The 20,150-nt window shown below is 42.2% G+C and carries 10 protein-coding genes; 3 read left to right on the top strand and 7 right to left on the bottom strand.

The genetic code is table 11. The features are described 5' to 3' along the window. Positions 1–22: 22 nt before the first annotated feature. The 3 genes from B0H99_RS06795 to B0H99_RS06785 all read right to left on the bottom strand — a co-directional run bounded on the left by B0H99_RS06795 (position 23) and on the right by B0H99_RS06785 (position 4,761). Positions 23–484 (bottom strand): hypothetical protein, encoded by a 462-nt coding sequence (locus tag B0H99_RS06795; RefSeq protein ID WP_106532899.1) that lies wholly within the window; start codon positions 482–484, stop codon positions 23–25. An 83-nt stretch (positions 485–567) separates the two neighbouring features. Beyond that, entirely contained in the window at positions 568–3,606 is a 3,039-nt protein-coding gene (locus B0H99_RS06790) for a S8 family serine peptidase (protein ID WP_106532898.1), read from the bottom strand. 135 nt (positions 3,607–3,741) lie between these two features. Further along, entirely contained in the window at positions 3,742–4,761 is a 1,020-nt protein-coding gene (locus B0H99_RS06785) for an acyltransferase (protein WP_106532897.1), read from the bottom strand. Positions 4,762–5,974: 1,213 nt separating this feature from the next. On the opposite strand from B0H99_RS06785, the gene B0H99_RS06780 reads away from it, so the two are divergent. The 3 genes from B0H99_RS06780 (at position 5,975) to B0H99_RS06770 (ending at position 9,719) form a co-directional block, all read left to right on the top strand. Beyond that, a complete protein-coding gene (locus B0H99_RS06780; protein ID WP_106532896.1) occupies positions 5,975–6,745 on the top strand; it encodes a C40 family peptidase in 771 nt (256 codons plus the stop codon). A gap of 372 nt (positions 6,746–7,117) precedes the next feature. Further along, positions 7,118–7,900 carry a C40 family peptidase gene (locus B0H99_RS06775; protein ID WP_106532895.1) on the top strand — a complete coding sequence of 261 codons (783 nt, stop codon included), beginning with the start codon at positions 7,118–7,120 and terminating at the stop codon, positions 7,898–7,900. Between the two features lie 805 nt (positions 7,901–8,705). After that, complete coding sequence (locus tag B0H99_RS06770) at positions 8,706–9,719, top strand: C40 family peptidase (RefSeq protein ID WP_106532894.1); 1,014 nt, start codon at positions 8,706–8,708, stop codon at positions 9,717–9,719. A gap of 623 nt (positions 9,720–10,342) precedes the next feature. On the opposite strand, the gene B0H99_RS06765 is transcribed toward B0H99_RS06770, so the two are convergent. The 4 genes from B0H99_RS06765 to B0H99_RS06750 all read right to left on the bottom strand — a co-directional run bounded on the left by B0H99_RS06765 (position 10,343) and on the right by B0H99_RS06750 (position 20,094). After that, positions 10,343–11,692, bottom strand: coding sequence for a S1C family serine protease (locus tag B0H99_RS06765; protein ID WP_245894424.1), 1,350 nt, complete (start codon positions 11,690–11,692; stop codon positions 10,343–10,345). 234 nt (positions 11,693–11,926) lie between these two features. Then, a complete protein-coding gene (locus B0H99_RS06760; RefSeq protein ID WP_106532893.1) occupies positions 11,927–12,586 on the bottom strand; it encodes a hypothetical protein in 660 nt (219 codons plus the stop codon). A gap of 226 nt (positions 12,587–12,812) precedes the next feature. Continuing rightward, positions 12,813–16,136 (bottom strand): peptidoglycan recognition protein family protein, encoded by a 3,324-nt coding sequence (locus B0H99_RS06755; RefSeq protein WP_106532892.1) that lies wholly within the window; start codon positions 16,134–16,136, stop codon positions 12,813–12,815. 193 nt (positions 16,137–16,329) lie between these two features. Further along, entirely contained in the window at positions 16,330–20,094 is a 3,765-nt protein-coding gene (locus tag B0H99_RS06750; protein WP_106532891.1) for an N-acetylglucosaminidase, read from the bottom strand. Between the last annotated feature and the right edge of the window lie 56 nt (positions 20,095–20,150).

The following is a 20,150-nucleotide window of genomic DNA, read 5'->3' as shown; positions in this document are numbered from 1 at the left end:
TTCTAGCGTAGAACGTTTTAGACTATGTGTCTTTTCTTGCGCGGTTGAGTGAGTTCCAAAATTTTAGATGCGAGTTGCAACTTTCTTCTATTAAGTTCCAACTATCTTTGAAAAGGGCTGGATCTTTTCGGCATTCGCGCAGGCGAATGCCTTCTTTTGGGTTGAAGGGCTTTTTGCTTTGGCGAAAAGCTTTCAAATAAATCTTTTTTCTAGCTGGTTTGAGTGAGTTACAACATTTTCGATCCGAGTTACAACTTTCCACCCTCGAGTTACAACTTTCCACCTTCGAGTTCCAACTTTCTTCTTTTAAGTTCCAACTTTTTTTGAAAAGGGCTGGATCTTTTCGGCGTTCGCGCAGGCGAATGCCTTCTTTTGGATTGAAGGGCTTTTCGCTTTGGCGAAAAGCTTTCAAATAAATCTTTTTTCTAGCTGCATTGAGTGAGTTCCAACTTTCAGCTCTCGAGTTACAACTTCCCACCCTCAAGTTCCAACTTCCCCTCCAATTTCCATCTCCCTCTAAACAGCAGTGCAATATAAAAAGCGGGAGGAATACTCCTCCCGCCCCGCTTATTTTTGGTAGATGACTGCTTCGCCTTTATTTCCTGCGGCGTCTGTTACGGCAATGGTTATGGTCTCGATTGCATCATCCATCGCCACCGGCACGGAGAAAGAACCGTCTTGCTCTATATTGAATGGTACTGGTTCTCCCGCTTGGCCGTTTTGGGTGATGATATAGGTAGCGTGGAGCTTGTCGTTCAAGTCATAATCCAGGCCGTACAGTTTTAGGCTTTTATTGTATTCCAAGTAGCGGTCCGTGACGGTTCCTGTTGCGGTTCCGTTCGAGACGGAGCCGGTAATGGCTGGTTTGATCGTTTTGACAAAGAACGGCATGGCAGTTCCGTAGACATATGGGAATTGCACGTCCGGCTTGGCTTCGCCATTAAATTGGATGGCATAGACGCCGTCCGGTATGCGTTTTTTCGGATCTCCGTTCCAAGGATGGTACTGGCCATCGATCGGCAAGCTGTGTTTCCCTTTTTTCAGTTCCGTTCCTTCCATCAGATATCCCATTTCTTCATAAGATGGAACCCCTTCACCCACTGTTGCCCCTATATTGAATAGCGCAATGTCGTACCGGACTAAATCACCGGTCAGGATGAAATCCAATGTTCCCGTATCTTTTACTCCGTCGCCATTCGGGGACAAATCGGTTTCCGACAGTGTGAAGTTTTGCAGTTCCACAACCGGGATGCCGCTGAGGTTCGCGGCAAATGGCAAGGAAAGCTGGACATTGCCTTTGGTGATGTGGATATAACCGAGAACTTCAGCTTCAAATAACTGTTCCGGATTTTTGGACGCTTTCAAGGTGACAACCAGTTCCTGTTGGCCCGATAAAGTGAATGCCGGTTTATCAATCGTCACTTTGGCGTCGCCGAATGTTTTTGTCACTTCAACTGTCGCTTTGTAGTCGCCGCCTTTTCCTGTGATGTCTTTCACAAGAATTTTCTTCGTGACTGATAAATTCTTTTCTTTTAAGGAAAGGTTGCCAAAGGTGACGGTTCCTTTCGGGTTATCGACCAAGGTGCCTGTCTGGTTTTGGACTGCCTGGTCCTCACCATAAGCGAGCGCTTCAGGGTAGGCTGCAAGATGTGCCTGGACACGCCCTGCTCCTTGGGAAAATACATCGAATTTTTCTTTATCCAGCTTTTTCGCGGTGTTCGACAAAGCCACTTTGATGTCGAACGGCGTCCAGTCCGGATGCGCTTGCTTGAGTAATGCTGCTATTCCTGCGACGTGCGGCGCAGCCATGGAAGTTCCGGAGTCCCGCGTATAGGCATTGCGGTAATCAACATCCGGCCGGTCCGATTTATACATTGGCTTGGTTGAAAGAACGCGCGTACCAGGGGCCACTACATCCGGCTTGATATCAAAATTCGGCGTGCTTGGCCCTCGGCTGCTTGTGAAATGCACTTCATCGCCTGGCGTCTTGGACGTTTTAAAAGCATTGAAAGTTGTTGTGCCTTTGTTATCTTTCAGTTGCGCCCGGAGCGCTTCTCCGTCCGCCTGGTTCAAGTCGAACGCTGGAATAAAATCAAAAGAGTCGCCGACAAAGATGCCCGATGGTCCAGGCGCCCCTTCGCCTCTTCTGACACTATGAAGCAATACTGCAACAGCGCCCTGCGCTTTGGCGATCCGGATTTTTTCTTCCGTCAAGATGCGGCCGTGAGCGACCACCGCCACTTTTCCTTTAACATCGATCCCTTCATAATCTCTCGCCTGTCCTGCTTCCGGAACAGATACGAGCTCATACTCGCCGGTCAATTGTTCAGCCGGATCTTCGTTGAATGTCGTAGCGATCAAGTTGGCTGGACGCGTCAATTTGTACGCACCGATTGCGGCATTGACCGTCGCTGAATGCCGTTCTTCCGGAAGCGTCGTATTTCCGACCGCAATGCCCAGGCGTGAAGTTGCCGGCGCGCCAACCGATGTCCGGTAAGGGCCGAAATTTCCTGCCGCCAAGACCGAAGTGGTTCCTGCGAGTGTTGCATTATTGACGGCATACGCCATACTCTCGGATTCAGAAGTATTGTAGAAGCCAAGAGACAAATTGAGGACATCCATGTCCTGCTCTGCGGCTTCTTCAATCCCGGCAAGGACCCACGATACTTGGCCAGTTCCGTATGCCCCCATCACCCGGTAAGCATACAGTTCCACTTTGGGCGCTATTCCTTTAAAGCCGAAAGAGTTTGCCCCGATTGCGGCAATAGTCCCCGATACATGCGTGCCGTGGTACGTAGTATACGGAATACCCCATTCGTTGAATTCAGGCAGATTGCTCGGCCGTTCGGACGGCTTTGTTTCAGAAGGGTCATCATCCGGACGCGGTTTTGTATACATGGCTGAAAATTTAACAAAGTTTTTCCCGCCTTTGTAGACGCCTTTGAATTCCGGGTGATCCGGGTCAATGCCAGTATCGAGTACCGCCACTTTGACACCTTCTCCTTGGAAGCCTTCGTTCCAAAGTTTATCCACTCCTAAAAGTGACGGTATGGGATCAGCCCCAGCGGCAGCTTCCTGCACTGCTTCTGGCTGGCCTCCATCTGCCAGCGCTTTTACCTCATGATCTGGTTCGATAAACTGGACACCTGGCACTTCAAGCATTTTTCTCAGATCAGCAGCTTTTACCGTTGCTGAAAAGCCGTTCAGAACGGTCGTATAGGAATACGTTTCTTCATAAGAGATGTTGTTTGCTTTAAGCTCGGCGCGGACTTCCGTTTGCTGGGCTTCTACTTGCGCCTTAATGCTGGTTTCCTGTTTTTCTGACAGGGACTGGCCCTTTGATGCGCGGATTCCTTCTTCAAGCGCGACCGGCTTTTTTGCCAAATGGACGATGACCGCCACTTTTTTGTCGCCTCTCAGATCTTTCAAGTCCTGGTGGAGCCTCGGCCCTTTTGCCGCTAGTTTCATTTGTTCTTCAATAGCCGCCTGCAATTCATTGCTGCCTTTCGGTTCTTCTGCTGAAACTGAAAACGGTGATAAGAGGGATAAGACCAATACTAGCGGCAACAAGCAACTCAACAATTTATTCCGTTCAACTTTGCCCACTTCCAACTCCTCCTTAAAATGGTATGTATGGAAATCAGAATATTTAAACACATTCAGTTTATCATAAATTTTTGATGTTTAAATAAGTTTCTTCTATATAAATAGAAAAATAAAAAGCACACGCAGAGTGTGCTTTTACGGAACGATGAATTTAACAATAGGTATCTTTTGCAAGATCCATATGATCGCGAAGGAAATAGCGTAAATTAAAATCCAAACTAATGGAATCCCGAGGATAGGATTGATGAAACTTTCATTAATTCCAAACAGCAAGTTCAAGTAAACTTGCACGAGCGGATGAACCACGTAAATTCCGAGTGTGGCGAGGCTAAGTTTCGTGATCAGCGGATTTGGTTTAATCCGCGGAGCCAGGTGCTGGAACAGGACGAATACGAACAATGTAATGGCCATCGAGTTCGGCCGGAAATGCTCATAGAAGAACCCGTCAAATTCGCCCGTTTTATTGGTCAAATAGAGATTTCCAAAGAGCGTGACGAGAACTCCAGCGACTGCAAGCCCACCAAGCGCAGGCAGCCATTTTTTAGGCAGCGGATAAAGGAATAGATAGGCCCCTAACATAAAGTAGCCGATATAAGGCTCGAACATGCCTACGGGAAAGGCCATATTCAAATGGATGAACTTTTGCAGCACCGGGAAAATGCCGGTGAACAAAAACCAAAAACCGAGAAAATAAAGAAACGTTTTTTGGGTCATGTGATGAACGAGGATCCGAAGGAATGGTGCCATCAAGTAAAGGCCGATGATTGTGTAAAGGAACCATAAGTGGAAGTAGATGTCTTCTCCAAAAAATGCTTGAACCGTATCCCATACCGTATACGACCGGTCTTGCTGGAAAATCCGGTACGCAATGTAAACGCCGCTCCAGAAGATCAACGGAACAAAAGCTTTTGCTAACCGCTTTTTCAAGAATTCCCAAACCGGTTCATCCGGTTTTCTCGTAAGCAGCAGCGCTCCGCTTAACATAAAAAAGACCGGTACACACCAGCGGAGAGTCGAACCGAGTGCATGCGCATACTGCCACTGCCATTCAGTCGGCGGAATATGATTGACCACACGTGAAATAACATGAATGCCGACCACCGCAAATATTGACAATACACGGAGCCAGTCCATGTAGTCGTATCTTTTGGCCATCTGCCCTCCTCCTTTCTCTAGGGGTTCAGTATGTATAGGTGTCAAAGCGTCAATTTTCCTTTCCCCTTCTCTTGGAAGAATGAAACTTTCGGGGTCGGATTGCTAGGAGTTGGGGCGAGTTGCAACTTCCTCAATCCAGCGCTGGATCGGTAATCGGCATTCGCCCCTGCGAATGCCTTCTTTCTTGGTTGCTGGGATTGGTGAGTTGCAACTTTTGAGGCGTGAGTTACAACTTTTCTACCTCGAGTTACAACTTAACCTTCCTGGGTTACAACTTTCCTCATTAAAAGCAGAATATCTTCTATATAAGGTTTCGGTTTCTCAGCAACATCAGCTATGTGCTTCATATACACAATCGAGGATTATCAGCAAAGCGCTACAACCATTTATTCAGGCAAAAATTAGTTTAATAATTAACTGCTTGAAAACTTCTATGCAATCTTTTTACTGCCGTCTTAGTTAGCGGCGGTTGAAAAACGAAGAACGATGCTGCGGCAAGTAGATTGTGGCAGCTCTTTTCTTTAGGAAATTTTCATAGGAACAACGTTATTCATTTCATCTTTAACTTATTAAGAATCTAACCTTATAATAAAAAAACATTTATAGATAGTAATATAATATTAATTTTAATAATATTATATTATAAATTTCATTTTTAAAATCATTTTCTATATACTTCTCTTTATTCTTATTATTTTTTGCTTTTATTATTATTTCTACAATAATAAATACTTTCCAGATCTCTTTCTATTAGAAGTTTCTACTGGAACCTTAATGCAACTCTGTATTTTTAAGATGAAATTTAAGGAAATATATAGAAAAATCCACTGGGAGTCCAAGGTAGGTAAAAAGTTTATTTCTGAATATTCAAGATGGGATTTTTCGCTTATTACAAATCAAATAATTAGGATGTTTATGGAATATAAAAAGAAATAATTAACATTTAATTTTTAATTAACCATTTAAAAAAAAGACGCATTTTGAGATGTTTCCCATCTTTTTTAACTTTTAAACATTTTTGCGTGTTTTTTTCACTCTTTGAAAACGTTGATATAACAACGTTTTGGGACAATTTAAAATCTTGTCATACAATTGTAATATAACTGCAATCAAACTAACATTGTTTTTAATACTTCCAGCCCCTATAGTAAGTAGCAGAGAACGAAACACCTAATCCTATTCTTGGATAACATAAAATGTTAGGGGAAAAACAATGAAAAAATTAGTCTTCACTATCTTAGCAGCAGGTTCATTGGTCTTATCTAACTCAGTCACGGATGCAGAAGCGGCAATCAACTCTACTTCAAACGCTAACACAGCGGTCGCATATGAAACTTCAGTAAACACACAAGACGTTGAGCAAGTTGGTTCAAGCACAGCAGTTGCAATGTCTGGAACATATAAATTCAACTACAACACAAACGTCCGCCAAGATGCGGGCACACAATATAAAGTTGTCGTAGTCGCTAAAAAAGGCGCTACTGCTACTGCCACTCACAAAAAGACAGTTAACGGCAAAACTTGGTTCAAAGTAAAAACTGGCACTAAAACTGGTTGGGTCTTAAGCTCACTTGTTACAAAAACAACAGCTGCAAAAACGACAGTTACTCAAGTATCAAACACTACTTCATTAAATTCTAACGTCGTTTCAATCGCTTTATCTTTACAAGGCATTCCTTACGTATTTGGCGGAACTACAACAGCTGGATTTGACTGCAGCGGATATATTCAATACGTATTCAAAAAAGCCGGCAAAAACATTTCACGTACTACACTTACTCAATACGCTGAAACAAAAGCCGCTTCTTCTCCAAAACCTGGGGATCTAGTATTCTTTGCTAACACATACCGCGCTGGTATTTCTCACGTAGGTATCTACATCGGCAATAACCAGTTCGTACACGCTGGCGGTTCTAAATCAGCAGTCGTAAGCTTGAACGATTCTTACTGGGGTTCTAAATTCCACAGCTATAGAAGCTTCTAATAATAAATAATAAAAGCCGACACCTTCCGAGGTGTCGGCTTTTATTGTAGAATTGATATATTTTTGCCCTTTTAATAAAATTATCTTTATATTCAAAACATTAATTTTGTTATATATTTCAAAATTTTACCGGGGAATTTCCTTTTTAATTAGCGCAATTCATATAATTAACCTTTTTGACACCTTTTTAAACATTTTTTATTTCACTGAAAACGTTGATATATCAACGTTTCTTGACTTCGTAATAAAACTGTAATACGAAAGAAATACTTTTGACATTGTCTTTACTGCCCAAAGTCCCTATAGTGAATACCTGAGAGCAGAACACCTCGTCCTTATTCTTGGATAACAAAAAAACGTTAGGGGAAAACAATGAAAAAATTAGTCTTTACAATCTTAGCAGCAGGTTCATTGGTCTTATCTAACTCAGCCACGGATGTAGAAGCAGCGATCAACTCTAATACAAACTCTGTCACTCAAGCAGCCACGAATCAGTCGGTAACTATCGGGTACAACTTGGACGTTGAACAAGTTGCCTCAAGCAAAGCGACAAAAATTTCTGGTACTTATAAATTTAAACACACTTCGAATGTCCGCCAAGATGCGGGCACAAAATATAAAAAAGTAGCACTTGCTAAAAAAGGCGCTAAAGCCACTGTTTCTCATAAAAAGAAAGTTGGCAGCCAAACTTGGTATAAAGTGAAAGTCGGCTCGAAATCCGGTTGGGTTTTAAGCACGTTGGTGACTAAATCCACTACTAAAAAAGCTTCATCTAAAGTAAAAAAAGCGTCTAATTCATCTTCCAACTCTAAAATTGTTTCTGAAGCATTAGCATTAAAAGGAACACCATACGTTTTCGGCGGCACGACAACTAGAGGATTCGACTGCAGCGGCTTTATCCAATACGCTTACAAGCAAGCCGGCAAATCGATTTCCCGTACAACGCTTTCCATATACTCAGAAACAAAGAAAGTTTCATCTCCACAGCCAGGAGATCTAGTCTTCTTCGCAAACACTTACCGCCCTGGAATTTCTCACGCCGGTATTTACATTGGAAACAACCAATTCATCCACGCTGGCGGCTCTAAAGCAGCTGTCGTAAGCTTGAACGATTCTTACTGGGGTCCAAAATTCCACAGCTTCAGAAGCTTTTAATAACACGAACAAAAGCCAACACCGAAAATTCGGTGTTGGCTTTTTTATTTGTCAGAGTTAACTGAAGGTATAGACTGTCAATTTCTTCATGAGGTATTTAGGTGCTTATATCAACTTGCAAGGGTTTAACATGAACTCTAGAACCTCTTACATGATCAACTAAAGTTTTTATACCCCTTCCCTATTTTCATCTTTATACCGGACACTATTTATATAGAAGAAACTCACAGCAATTTCTTGAACCTACAACCCCCAAAGGTTAACGCTTTCTTTTTTTGTTAATAATCAATTCTTTTAATAATAATGTCTTATAGTTACTTTGAAATAACTTTTTTGAGAATTAAAGGTAGACATACCAGCAGCTTATTTATCCTTTTAGTTTTCACGCTAAGTTTCAAGTAGTTATAACTACCTGTTTTTAAAATTCGTACTTATCTTATTACTCAACACACCTGTTGGATCTAACATCCAGTTGGTAAACGCATTTAATGAATTGTTTTTAGAAAATATGGCTCTTATTTTACAAATAATCAGCAAAAAACTCCCCTTAAATTAGAATTTAATTACATAATTTGTTCGTAAATCTCTTTATATAACCGTTTTTTTCATTTTTTAAACATATTTCTTTGTTTCTTAAATCCTATTATACCGGCATTTGTAAGCGTTTTTTTAGCATGTAATACAATTGTAATACTTTCGAAATGCTCCTGACATTGAGTTTTGTATCTATAGTCCCTATAGTAAGTAACAGAGACAGAACACTTAATCCTTATTCTGGGATAACAAAAAATGTTAGGGGAAAACAATGAGAAAATTAGTTTTTACATTATTAGCAGCGGGTTCATTGATCTTATCTAACTCGGCCACAGATGCAGAAGCGGCGATCAACTCTAAAAACAATGCAGTCGCATACGAGTCAGTAAATAACGAGTACAACTTGGATATCGAACAAGTTTCCTCAGGCAGCGCGACAAAACTTTCTGGAACTTACAAATTCAAATACAACACGAATGTCCGCCAAGATGCGGGCACGAAATATAAAGTAGTAACACTTGCAAAAAAAGGCGCTACAGCTACTGCCACTCACCAAAAGAAAGTTGGCAGCCAGACTTGGTATAAAGTGAAAGTCGGCTCGAAAAGCGGTTGGGTATTGAACACTCTTGTATCTAAAACAACTGTGAAAAAAGCTGCTCCTGCTGCAAGCAAGGCAACAGCTAAATCAGGCACTTTTAAGATGAAAAGCAATACAAATGTCCGCACTGATGCGGGTACGAAATACAAAATAGTAACTGTCGCTAAAAAAGGTGCTACAGCTACTGCCACTCACCAAAAGAAAGTCGGCAGCCAGACTTGGTATAAAGTGAAAGTCGGTTCAAAAACCGGTTGGGTGTTAAGCACGTTAGTTACTCCTGCTACTGCTGCAAAAGCTTCAAGCACTGTGAAAAAAGCATCCAGTTCTTCGTCTATCGACTCTAAGGTCGTTTCTGAAGCATTGGCGCTAAGAGGAACACCTTACGTATTCGGCGGCACGACAACTAGAGGATTTGACTGCAGCGGATTCATTCAATATGTATTCAAACAGGCAGGCAAAAACATTTCACGCACTACACTTACGCAGTACGCAGAAACGACAGCTGTTTCATCTCCGAAACCTGGGGATCTGGTATTCTTCGCTAACACTTACCGCGCTGGGATCTCGCACGTCGGGATCTACATCGGCAACAACCAGTTCGTACACGCTGGCGGATCTAAAGCAGCAGTTGTAAGCTTGAACGATTCATACTGGGGTCCAAAATTCCATAGCTTCAGAAGCTACTAAGAAGCTTTTAAGAGGCCGCCTATCAGTTTTTCGATAGGCGGCTTTTTTATGTTTTAAAAGGACGCTTTGTTTTTTTTGAAGAAAATTTAATAAATCATGTAGAGCCCCTGAAACGTCATGTAAAAGTTAGAAAACTTCATGAAGCAAATTTTGGCAATCCATCCCTTCTTTCTATTGATATGGTGAGCGAGGATTGTGGGTGCTTACCTAAGCTTTGATCTTGGAGAGGTTCATGTAGAAAGCTGCATTTGTAATGTTAAAGCATCGCCTGCTCATGTAGAACGTGTAAAATGTCATTTAAAACTTTTCTAAGTTTATGTTAAAATCCAAAAACTTCATGAAGCAATAGTTTCCAGCCACTCTTCTTTTTTAACCACCAACCCTACACCTCAAAATTGCAGCAACTTATAAAATGAGTCCACGTTATGCTTACTTCATAATAGAATCACTGGTCGTCATGTTAAAACTCAGATAGTTCATGTAGAACTCGCAAGATGTCATGTAGAACACTTCTTAGTTCATGTTAAAACCCCAAAACTTCATGAAGCAATAGTTTCCAGCCACCCCTCCTCTCTTCAAAACCACAAACAAAAAGCCCGAGAACCAGTCTCGAGCTTTTTTGCTTAGTAATTTTCAGCTGTTTTAATCATGTAATCACCGAATTCATCGATGACTACCGTATATCGCTTGTTATGGGTGATTGTAGCGGTTTCGTCGTCTTCCGGGCTGTGGAATGTAAAAACAGCTTCCGCTTCGACAATGGCCTCTTCCTCGCCAATTTCAATGTTCTTGATGGTTGGTTTGACGACATCGAAGATTCGGTTCTCGATGGCAAGTTCATCTACCAGTTTTTTGCCTTCTGCTTCTCCTTCGCTTCCTGGAAGCAGGTAGGATTGATAGTAAGCAACTTGCTTATCGTTCAACGAGTATGGAAGCAACTCGTAATACGCTGCTATAAAGCTTCTCAATAGCTCTTCATCAAAATGGGCATCTTTAACGTCTGGCAGAACGACTTCGTCTTCTTCGTACTGGATCGGGTTTTTCACCCATTCGTTCAATTGGCCGATGACCGTGTAGATTGGAATCGCATAGCCGATTTTCGGATCTTCCTGCAGAATGATCGAGTTGATGCCTAAAATACGTTCGCTTTCTGCAGCAATCAATGGGCCGCCGCTTGAACCTTTTTTGATCGTTGCGTTCATTTCGTATAAATCTTTGTATTCATAGTCATCCGAGAAGTTTTTATTAACTCCAGTAATCTGGCCTTCAGTTGCGGTGTTGCTGATGTTTTCAGGGCTTCCTAGGGCGAATACTTCGGTTCCTACTGCCACTTGGGACATTTCAATCCCCATCGGCTCTTTCCCAGCCAGATCTTCGACACGTACAAGCGCGACATCCGTTGTTTCCGATATGCCGATTACTTGTCCGGTAAACTCCTGGCCATCGCTATTTGTCAGAATGACATAAGACGCGTCTTTGACAACGTGGGCGTTTGTCAGAATATCTCCATTGGTATTGAATAGGAACCCGGAGCCTTGCTCCAAATCAGTGTAGATGGTGTACACGTATGATTTTGCATTGGCTATTGTAGTTGATAAATCTTTCTTGGGAGCCACTACCGGCTCAGCGCTTTCAATAACCTCAGGAACTGGCTCTGCAGCTGGTTCTTCTGCTGGCGGCTCTTCCGAAGACGGCTCTACCGTTTCTACTGGCCTAGCATCTTCCACTTTGCCTTCTGCAGGAGCTTCAGGCGGCTTCAAGGCTGCGATGTCTTCTTCTGCTATTTCAAAGCCGGGGTATGTTTTTCCGGCAAATAGATCTTGTTTGCTGACTAGTTGAGCCGACGAATCAGGTGTTGCGACTAAAAAGTAACCGCCTAACCCGATGGCTGCTAATAACACAAAAGACCAAATGGCCATGAGCACGCGTTTTCTTGTTTGAGCAGATTTTCTGTTTTCCAATCGCTTGTTCATATGTTCAACTCTTTTCATCTTTTATGGTCATTTAGTAGACGTTCCAAAATGCTGATAGTTTCAAAATAAAAATGGTATTTTATAACTTGCGGCATTGTTATTATTGACTAGAGAAATTTACAACACTCCGAATCAATATAACAAATAGCCTAAGGATAATCAATGCTAATGTATTTCTATATAAAAAGGCCGGAGCCTCATAATAAGAGGTCCTGCCTTTTTCAACGGGTTATTTTAATTAGAAACAACTGTGTACTCTCCAAGATCCTTTACAGAAACCGTAAAAGTGTTGCCGCTTTTACTGCCGGCCACATTTTTCCATTGGCCATTGGCCGCTTTTTTAGCGCCTTTCAAATTTTTAGCGCTGCTGCTCACTTTGAAAGCCAACTTTGCAGCAGGAGAAAAGGTGACCGCTTTATTGTTTCCTCCTACGTTTTTCACGCCGATTGAAATCTGCTTGGTTACAGCTGTACGGTTGCCGATTTTACTGGCACTGCCGTATCCAATCTGCAAAGTGAAGACGTCTCCTGCAGCAGTCACAATTTCTCTGACATTTTTAGCAGAGAACACCAGATCTGCCGCCGGCATGTCTATTTTTAGCGGTTTTTTGCTGACCAAAATTTTTGCAACTGTTACATCACTAAAGTGGATAGCCAGGTTGCCGTTATCATCTGCTAATCCTGCCACTACGACTGCAGCATTCCCTGAGAAATTAGGATCAGCTTCTTGCTTGCCTGGAGTAGAAGGTCCCCCAGGGCCGACTACCACAAAAACAGGGTCTTCTTCCGTTTTCGGGACTTCTCCTGCTGCCAGTGACGGTGCAGCAGACGACAAAATGACAGCTATCAATAATAAACAGCTTATTAGAAATTTGCATGCTACGTGTTTCTCCACTGATTTCACCTCTTTAGTATTGTTAGGTCTATCAACAATTATACAAGATTCTGGAAGTAATAGTGAATTGTAATCAGAATTATTAAAAAACTGATATTTAGTACTAATTATATTGAAATTTTTTCTTAAAAATAAAAAATTATACCTTTTTTCTCTCATCTATTATATTTTTTCTTCCTATTAAAAAGAGCATCCCGAAAGAAAGGATGCTCTTTTTTACTCTCTGTTATTTGCTTGTAAGTGATGAATAACGGATCCACATTGTCTTGCCATCCAATGTTCCATAATACCAAAGGGAAGTTCCGACTTTTTCCGTCTTTGTCACTTTGAAAGCTTTGTTTTTATGAGAAGTTAAGCTTTTTAGGCTGATTTCTTTTGTTCCGCCCCATGCTCTTGTATAAGAACTTCCTACACCATTGATGTACAAAGTTTTTGCAAGGCTGTCAACAGAAACATGATTGTGGGCCGTTATGTCGCCCACTTTCACCCAACCGACTAAGCCGGTTGTGCTGCTCGGGTTGTTGCTCACCAAGTAGTAAGTGACGCCGTTCATTACCGCTTGTTGCTTAATGAAATAAGTGGTATTTGTATAAGTTGTTCCAGCTGTTAGCGTTGATGATAAGTTGGCAAGGTCTTTATAAATTTTTACTGTGCTGCTTTTAATTTGACCCACTTTGCTTGTGGCTGTTTTTGGAATAGCTGGAATTGAAACTTTTGTTGCTGGAGCTTGAGTCGTCAGAGAAGAATAACGGATCCACATTGCCTTGCCATCCAAAGTTCCGTAGTACCAAAGGGAAGTTCCGACTTTTTCCGTCTTTGTCACTTTGAAAGCTTTGTTTTTATGAGAAGTTAAGCTTTTTAGGCTGATTTCTTTTGTTCCGCCCCATGCTCTTGTATAAGAACTTCCTACACCATTGATGTACAAAGTTTTTGCAAGGCTGTCAACAGAAACATGATTGTGGGCCGTTATGTCGCCCACTTTCACCCAACCGACTAAGCCGGTTGTGCTGCTCGGGTTGTTGCTCACCAAGTAGTAAGTGACGCCGTTCATTACCGCTTGTTGCTTAATGAAATAAGTGGTATTTGTATAAGTTGTTCCAGCAGTAAGCGTTGAAGATAAGTTGGTAAGGTCTTTATAAATCTTTACTGTACTGCTTTTGATTTGACCCACTTTGCTTGTCGCTGTTTTTGGAATAACTGGAACTGAAACTTTTGTTGCTGGTGCTTTAGTTGTTAGAGAAGAATAACGGATCCACATCGCTTTGCCATCTAATGTTCCGTAATACCAAAGGGAAGTTCCGACTTTCTCAGTCTTTGTTACTTTGAATGCTTTGTTTTTATGTGAAGTCAAACTCTTCAGATTGACCTCTTTTGCGCCGCCCCATGCTCTCGTATAAGAACTTTCTGTTCCAGAGACGTATAAAGTTTTTGCAAGGCTGTCAACAGAAACATGATTGTGGGCCGTTATGTCGCCCACTTTCACCCAACCCACAACTCCTGTTGTGCTGCTTGGGTTGTTGCTCACCAAGTAGTAAGTAACACCGTTCAATACCGCTTGTTGTTTGATGAAGTAAGTGGTATTTGTGTACGTTGTTCCAGCAGTAAGCGTTGAAGATAAGTTAGAAAGGTCTTTATAGATCTTTACCGTACTGCTTTTGATTTGTCCCACTTTGCTGATGTTGGTCTTTTGGATAGTAGAAGCTGTAACGTCTTTTTCTTCGACCCAGATTGTGCGGTCGTTCGCCACACCTTGGTACCAAATTGTGCTTCCGACTTTTTCAGTCATGTTAACTTTGAATTCAACGCCTGTACTCGCCAATAGACTCTTGAAAAAGTAATCGTTTGTGCCGCCCCATGGTTTTTTATAGGCGCTGCCTGTTCCTTTGATATAAAAGGTTTTTGCTTGTTTGTCGACTGTCATATGATTCTGCACCGACAGGTCAACTGCTTTTGCCCATCCGATAACACCTGTCGTACTGCTCGGGTTGTTGCTTAGAAGATAATATGTCTCGCCGTTCAACGCAGCTTCTTTTTTGATGTAATATACTTTGTTTGTATAAGTTGTACCAGCTGTAATTGTTGAACCTAATTTACTCAGGTCTGGATAAAGTTTTACCGTGCTGCTCTTGATATGCCCCAATTTGCTTGTTTCTTTTTCGATTGATGCCGCAACATTTTTCTCTTCGATCCAGATCGTCCGGTCGTTCGCTACGCCACGGTACCAAACGGTGCTTCCGACTTTTTCAGTCAGATTGACTTTGAATTCAGCACCAGTGCTTGCCGCAAGGCTCTTGAAGTAGTAATCGCTTGTGCCGCCCCAAGGTTTTGTAAACGCACTGCCTGTTCCTTTGATATAGAACGTTTTTGCTTTTGTATCAACAGTCGCATGGGTCTGGACAGTGATGTCAGTGTCTTTCACCCAGCCGATTACTCCTGTAGTAGCGCTTGGCTGCTTGCTGATTAAATAGTATTTAGAGTTGCCCATAGTCGCTTCTTTTTTAATATAAAAAGTTGTGTTCATGTTTTCAGTTCCAGCAACTGTTGAAACTGTTGATGTAAGTTTAGAAAAGATTTTTGCGCTTGAAGTTTTTAATTGCCCTAACTTGCTCGTTGTTATTTCAGTTGGAGCTGATACCGGCGTTACCGGTGCCACTGGTGTAGCAGTCCCTGCCATTTGCTTGTATTTCAAGGTTACTAATGCAGTAAATTGGCTCCAGTTATAGCCGTATTTCGCAAAATAGCCATGTGGGTCTGAATGGTTAGTACCGCCTAAGAATTTACTTACAGCGGCATGTGACCATAATGTCCCCGTTCCTGTTGTTTCAGAACTGCTTACACCCAATTTGTACTTGTATAATACAGAAGCGATGTAAGTAGAATAGTTGTCGATCGATCTTGCAAAGTTATCAAATGTGTGAACACGTACTAGTTCTACTTGTGCATAACGTTGGTTGCCGGTGCGTCCCGCACCCCAGACACTGTACCCTGTCGGGTGGATTTCAATGATGCGCTGATGATCTACAAACGCATGGACAAACGCATTTTGATAGTTTCTTGTCATGTAAGAAATTTCACCAGTAATTGTAGAAGAGTCGTTTGCCGTTTCATGTGCAACAACGCCTTCCACTTTTCCATATCCATTCCGGTAGTTCATTTTCGGGAAAACCGATTTATAGTCGTATTCCATTTTAGCTGGTGTAAACTTTTTAGAAGCGATGTAATCATTCACATTCGGATAAGTTGATGCCCGTGACATTGTGCCAGCTGGCGCTTCATGATCATGCCCATCGCCTTCTGCATGGCTGTGGACGTCTTCAACTACGCCATCGCGCCATCCTTCGGGGATATACTGAAGTTCTTCTTCACTCAATTTACTGATATCTTCACCATGGACCATTGTACCTTTTTTGATGCCGAATTCGTTGTATTCGCCATCAGTTGCCGTAGTTTTTTGAGTAGTAGTACTAACCGTGTCTGCTGCTAGAAATTGGGCCGGGAACAAAGAGCTGCAAAGTAAAAATAACGTTATTATGATGATTAATTTCTTCATTATTTCCTCCAAGTTTCAAATATGAGATATATTTATGTGCACTGTAAGTTTTCTGCTGGGTGTTTCACTAATGGTTAAAACGCTTAGTTTCTATTGAGGAATTTTGAAGAAAATGCTTCCGGCAAACGCCTTCTACCCTTTCTTCAAAATTCAAATTAAAATTTAAAAAACTTTTTTACATTTTAGGTTTAACCTACTTATATTTGGGAATATCTAAAGTAATAGTGTAAGAATCTAACATATTATACAAAGCATTCATCCGTGAGGTTTGCTTGGCAGCCCAACCGATATCGGATGCATACTGGTGTGTGGCAGGATTTGCCGGATTCCAGCGCATTTTGTAAAGCGTGTCCTGGCCTCTGTTCAGGTAATTTGTTCCGACAAACTGTGCACCGCCGATAATAGCAGCTTCAGGTGTAAACCATCCAGAGTTATAGGCTCTAATAGCACCTGCCGCAAGAGCATTTCCGTCAATTGCACCTATCCCGAACATGTTATGGGTTGTTTTGATTGCCGTTAAGCTTGAACGGTTTGCTGTAGTAACCAGTACTGGCGTGCCTGTTGCATTTTTCCCGACTTCTACGCCCGTTGCTAATTGAGACGAACCTTGACCGGTTTCTAGCAAAGCATGTGAGATCAGGTAAATTTCGTTCACTCCGTACTGCTTACCGCCATTAATAAATGCTTGGCCAAGGCCTGTGAGGATACCTTTGCCAACCAAAATTTTGTTCAAATCCGCAGCAGATACTCCGGCACTTGAAGTCAACAACAAGTGTTGGAATTTGTCGTTATTGTTTGGCTCTAAATACATAGCTACATCACTTTGTGTCGGATTTCTCCAAGCGCCATAACTGATTTCATGCCATCCTGTGCCTTGGTTTTTGATCGTGACTGTTGTTCCTGCAGCAAGAGCTCCATACACATGGCTTGTTGCACTTTCAGCACTCATGACATTTGTTCTAACAGCCAGAGTCGCTGTTGTGGTGCCAGTATTGACTATAGATGAATGAACATATAATGTTTCGCCCGCGTAACTGATTTTGTACCACTTCGTGCTGCCGGAAGACAAAGCTCCGGTTACGGTGCTGATGATATTGATTTTTGTGCCTTTATTAACGGTATAAGAAATATTGTCCGAAAAATCCGCTGATTTACGCAGTCTTGCACCATCTGTTGTGATGGTTGAGGATGAGTTAATAGCACCCACTGCCGAACTGGCGACGTACGCTTTGCTGTTGGCATATTTGTCTGTTTGCTGCAAAACTTTCATTTGTCTTGCTAATGCTTCATCAAATGTGTAGTTGTATTGAGTAGTTTTCATTTCCACTTTGATCAAATCCGCTTCTTGGATCCAGACTGTTTTGCCGCTAAGTGTTCCTTGATGCCATACTTGGCCGCCTGCTGTTTCCGTCAAAGTGATGTTGAAGACAGCGCCTTTCAAAGAGCTTAAATCCGGGAAGACGATGTTTTTCGTGCCGCCCCATGGAGCTGAGTAAGCTGTGCCTGTACCTTTAACGTTGTAGGTTTTAGCAATATTATCTACAGTTACATGATTTACTGTTTCAATATCCGTCGACTTAACCCAGCCTGCTGCACCTGTAGTGCTGCTCGGACTGCGGCTGATCAAGTAATAAGTAGCATTATTGAATGCTGCTTGTTTTTTGATGTAAAACACTTCATCGGTATTTGCTGTTCCCGCTTCCGAAAAAGCTGCCTGTTTCAAGTAATCAGGATAAATGCGAACAGTTAGAGCGTTGATTTTACCAAGCAAACTTACTGGGTTTTCCAAAGATGGCGATAAATGAGCCGCTTGGATCCAAACGGTTTTGCCGCTTACTATTCCTTGATGCCAAATTGCATTTCCTGCTTTTTCAGTTGCGTTCACTTGGAACACTGAGCCTTTTAATAAAGTCATATCCTGTATTGAAAGGTTTTTCGTGCCGCCCCAAATTTTTGTAAAAGCACTGCCTGTTCCTTTTAGATAAAAAGTTTTGGCATCTGTATCTACTTTTGTATGTGTTTGAGTAGCGATATCACTTGCTTTCACCCAGCCGACAAGATCTGTTCCGCTTTCGCTTCGGCTAAGCTGATAGTAAAGAATGTTATTGAACAAACCTTGCTTTTTGATATAAAATAATTCGTTTGTATTGGTTGCGCCTGCTTCTGTATATGCTGTTTGTTTTGTGTAATCAGCATAAATCCGAACAGTTAGAGCTCCTATTTTCCCTATTAAGCTTACTGGGCTTTCTTCTTTCACTACAGGCGCCGGTGTTGGTGCTACTGGTGCTGGTGCCGGCGTTGGCGCTACTGGTGCTGGTGCCGGTGTTGGTGCTACTGGTGCTGGTGCCGGTGTTGGTGCTACTGGTGCTGGTGCCGGCGTTGGTGCTACTGGTGCTGGTGCCGGTGTTGGTGCTACTGGTGTTGACTGAAGCGGTTTTGTTGATGTTACATATTTCGCTTCGATCCATACCGTCTTGCCGTTTAAAACACCTCTGTACCAAATTGTGCTTCCCACTTTTTCTGTCAAATTGACTAGAAATTCGCGATCTTTGCTGCTGCTAAGTTTTTCAAAGTAATAATCTTTTGTGCCGCCCCATTGTTTGTTGTAGGCACTGCCAGTTCCTAAGATATAAAAGGTTTTGGTGTTTTTATCTACCGATGAATGCGCTTGTGCATTCACGTCCTCTGCTTTTGCCCACCCGATAATTCCCGTTGTTATGCTTGCAGTTTTTCCTAACAGATAATATTTCTGTCCGTTTACTGCCGCTTCTTTCTTGATATAAAGAACAGTATTTGTATAAGTTGTGCCCGCAGTAATAGAGGAGGACAACTTGTCGATATCTGGATAGATTTTTACAGCATTTGTTTTTACGTGCCCTAATTTGCTTGTGGCCGTCTTTTTCACAACTGAAACGTGTTGCGCTTCGATCCACACTGTTTTTCCGTTTACAACGCCTCTGTACCAAACTGCGCTTCCCACTTTTTCTGTCACGTTCACTTTAAACTCGTTATCCGTGCTTGCAGCAAGGCTCTTGTAATAGTAATTCCTTGTTCCGCCCCACGGTTTCGTATAAGCGCTGCCGGTTCCTTTTACGTAGAACGTTTTCGCCTTTTTATCTACTTCTAGATGCTTCTGGGTAGTAAGGTCTTTCGCTTTTACCCAGCCGACCACACCGCTTGTTGCGCTATTATTGCGGCTAATTTGGTAATAAAGCACATTATTGAAAGTGGCTTGTTTCTTGATATAGTAAACTTCGTCAAAGTTTGCTGCTCCTGCTTTGGTAAACACAGCAGTTTTTTTGTAATCCTTGTAGATGTAGTTGCTGGTACTTTTTAGGTGCCCCAGCAAGTTTACTGAGCTGACCACTCCGGTCGTTGAGGCTGGACTAGCTGTTGGAGCAGAAACATGCTGCGCTTCGATCCACACTGTTTTTCCGTTTACAACGCCTCTGTACCAGACCACACTTCCCGCTTTTTCCGTCAAGTTCACTTTAAACTCACGGCCCTTGCTTGCTGCGAGGCTTTGATAATAATAATTCCTTGTTCCGCCCCATGGTTTCGTATAAGCACTGCCGGTTCCTTTAACGATGAACGTCTTTGCCTTTTTATCTACTACCGTGTGTTTCTGTACAGTAAGGTCTTTCGCTTTTACCCAGCCGACCACACCGCTTGTCGCGCTCGGGTTACGGCTGACCAAGTAATAAAGCACATTGTTATACGTGGCTTGTTTCTTGATATAGAACACTTCGTTGAAATTTCCTGTTCCTGCCTTAGTAAAGGCGGAAGTTTTTTTGTAGTCCTTGTATATGTAGTTGTTCGTGCTTTTGAACTTCCCTAACAAACTGATGGAACTAACCACCTCTTTTGTTGCGGTCGTACTTCCAGCTGCCGACACAGTTGAAGGTAATATTAATGAAAGTACGAGAAATAATGCTATGAGCAGTTTTACTTGTTTCATTCTTCTTTTCCCCCCTGTTTTATCTTGTATTCAACGTAGATGAGCCATACACCTTT

Source organism: Planomicrobium soli, from assembly GCF_003014655.1.
GTDB classification, from domain to species: Bacteria; Bacillota; Bacilli; order Bacillales_A; family Planococcaceae; genus Planococcus; species Planococcus soli_B.
Note: the sequence above shows the minus strand (reverse complement) of the source record. Positions and strands in the feature narration are given on the sequence as shown.

Coding starts and splice junctions, on each gene's coding strand:
- B0H99_RS06765 (WP_245894424.1), bottom strand. CDS start 11,692: ATGAACAAGCGATTGGAAAACAGAAAATCTGCTCAAACAAGAAAACGC.
- B0H99_RS06785 (WP_106532897.1), bottom strand. CDS start 4,761: ATGGCCAAAAGATACGACTACATGGACTGGCTCCGTGTATTGTCAATA.
- B0H99_RS06750 (WP_106532891.1), bottom strand. CDS start 20,094: ATGAAACAAGTAAAACTGCTCATAGCATTATTTCTCGTACTTTCATTA.
- B0H99_RS06775 (WP_106532895.1), top strand. CDS start 7,118: ATGAAAAAATTAGTCTTTACAATCTTAGCAGCAGGTTCATTGGTCTTA.
- B0H99_RS06770 (WP_106532894.1), top strand. CDS start 8,706: ATGAGAAAATTAGTTTTTACATTATTAGCAGCGGGTTCATTGATCTTA.
- B0H99_RS06755 (WP_106532892.1), bottom strand. CDS start 16,136: ATGAAGAAATTAATCATCATAATAACGTTATTTTTACTTTGCAGCTCT.
- B0H99_RS06780 (WP_106532896.1), top strand. CDS start 5,975: ATGAAAAAATTAGTCTTCACTATCTTAGCAGCAGGTTCATTGGTCTTA.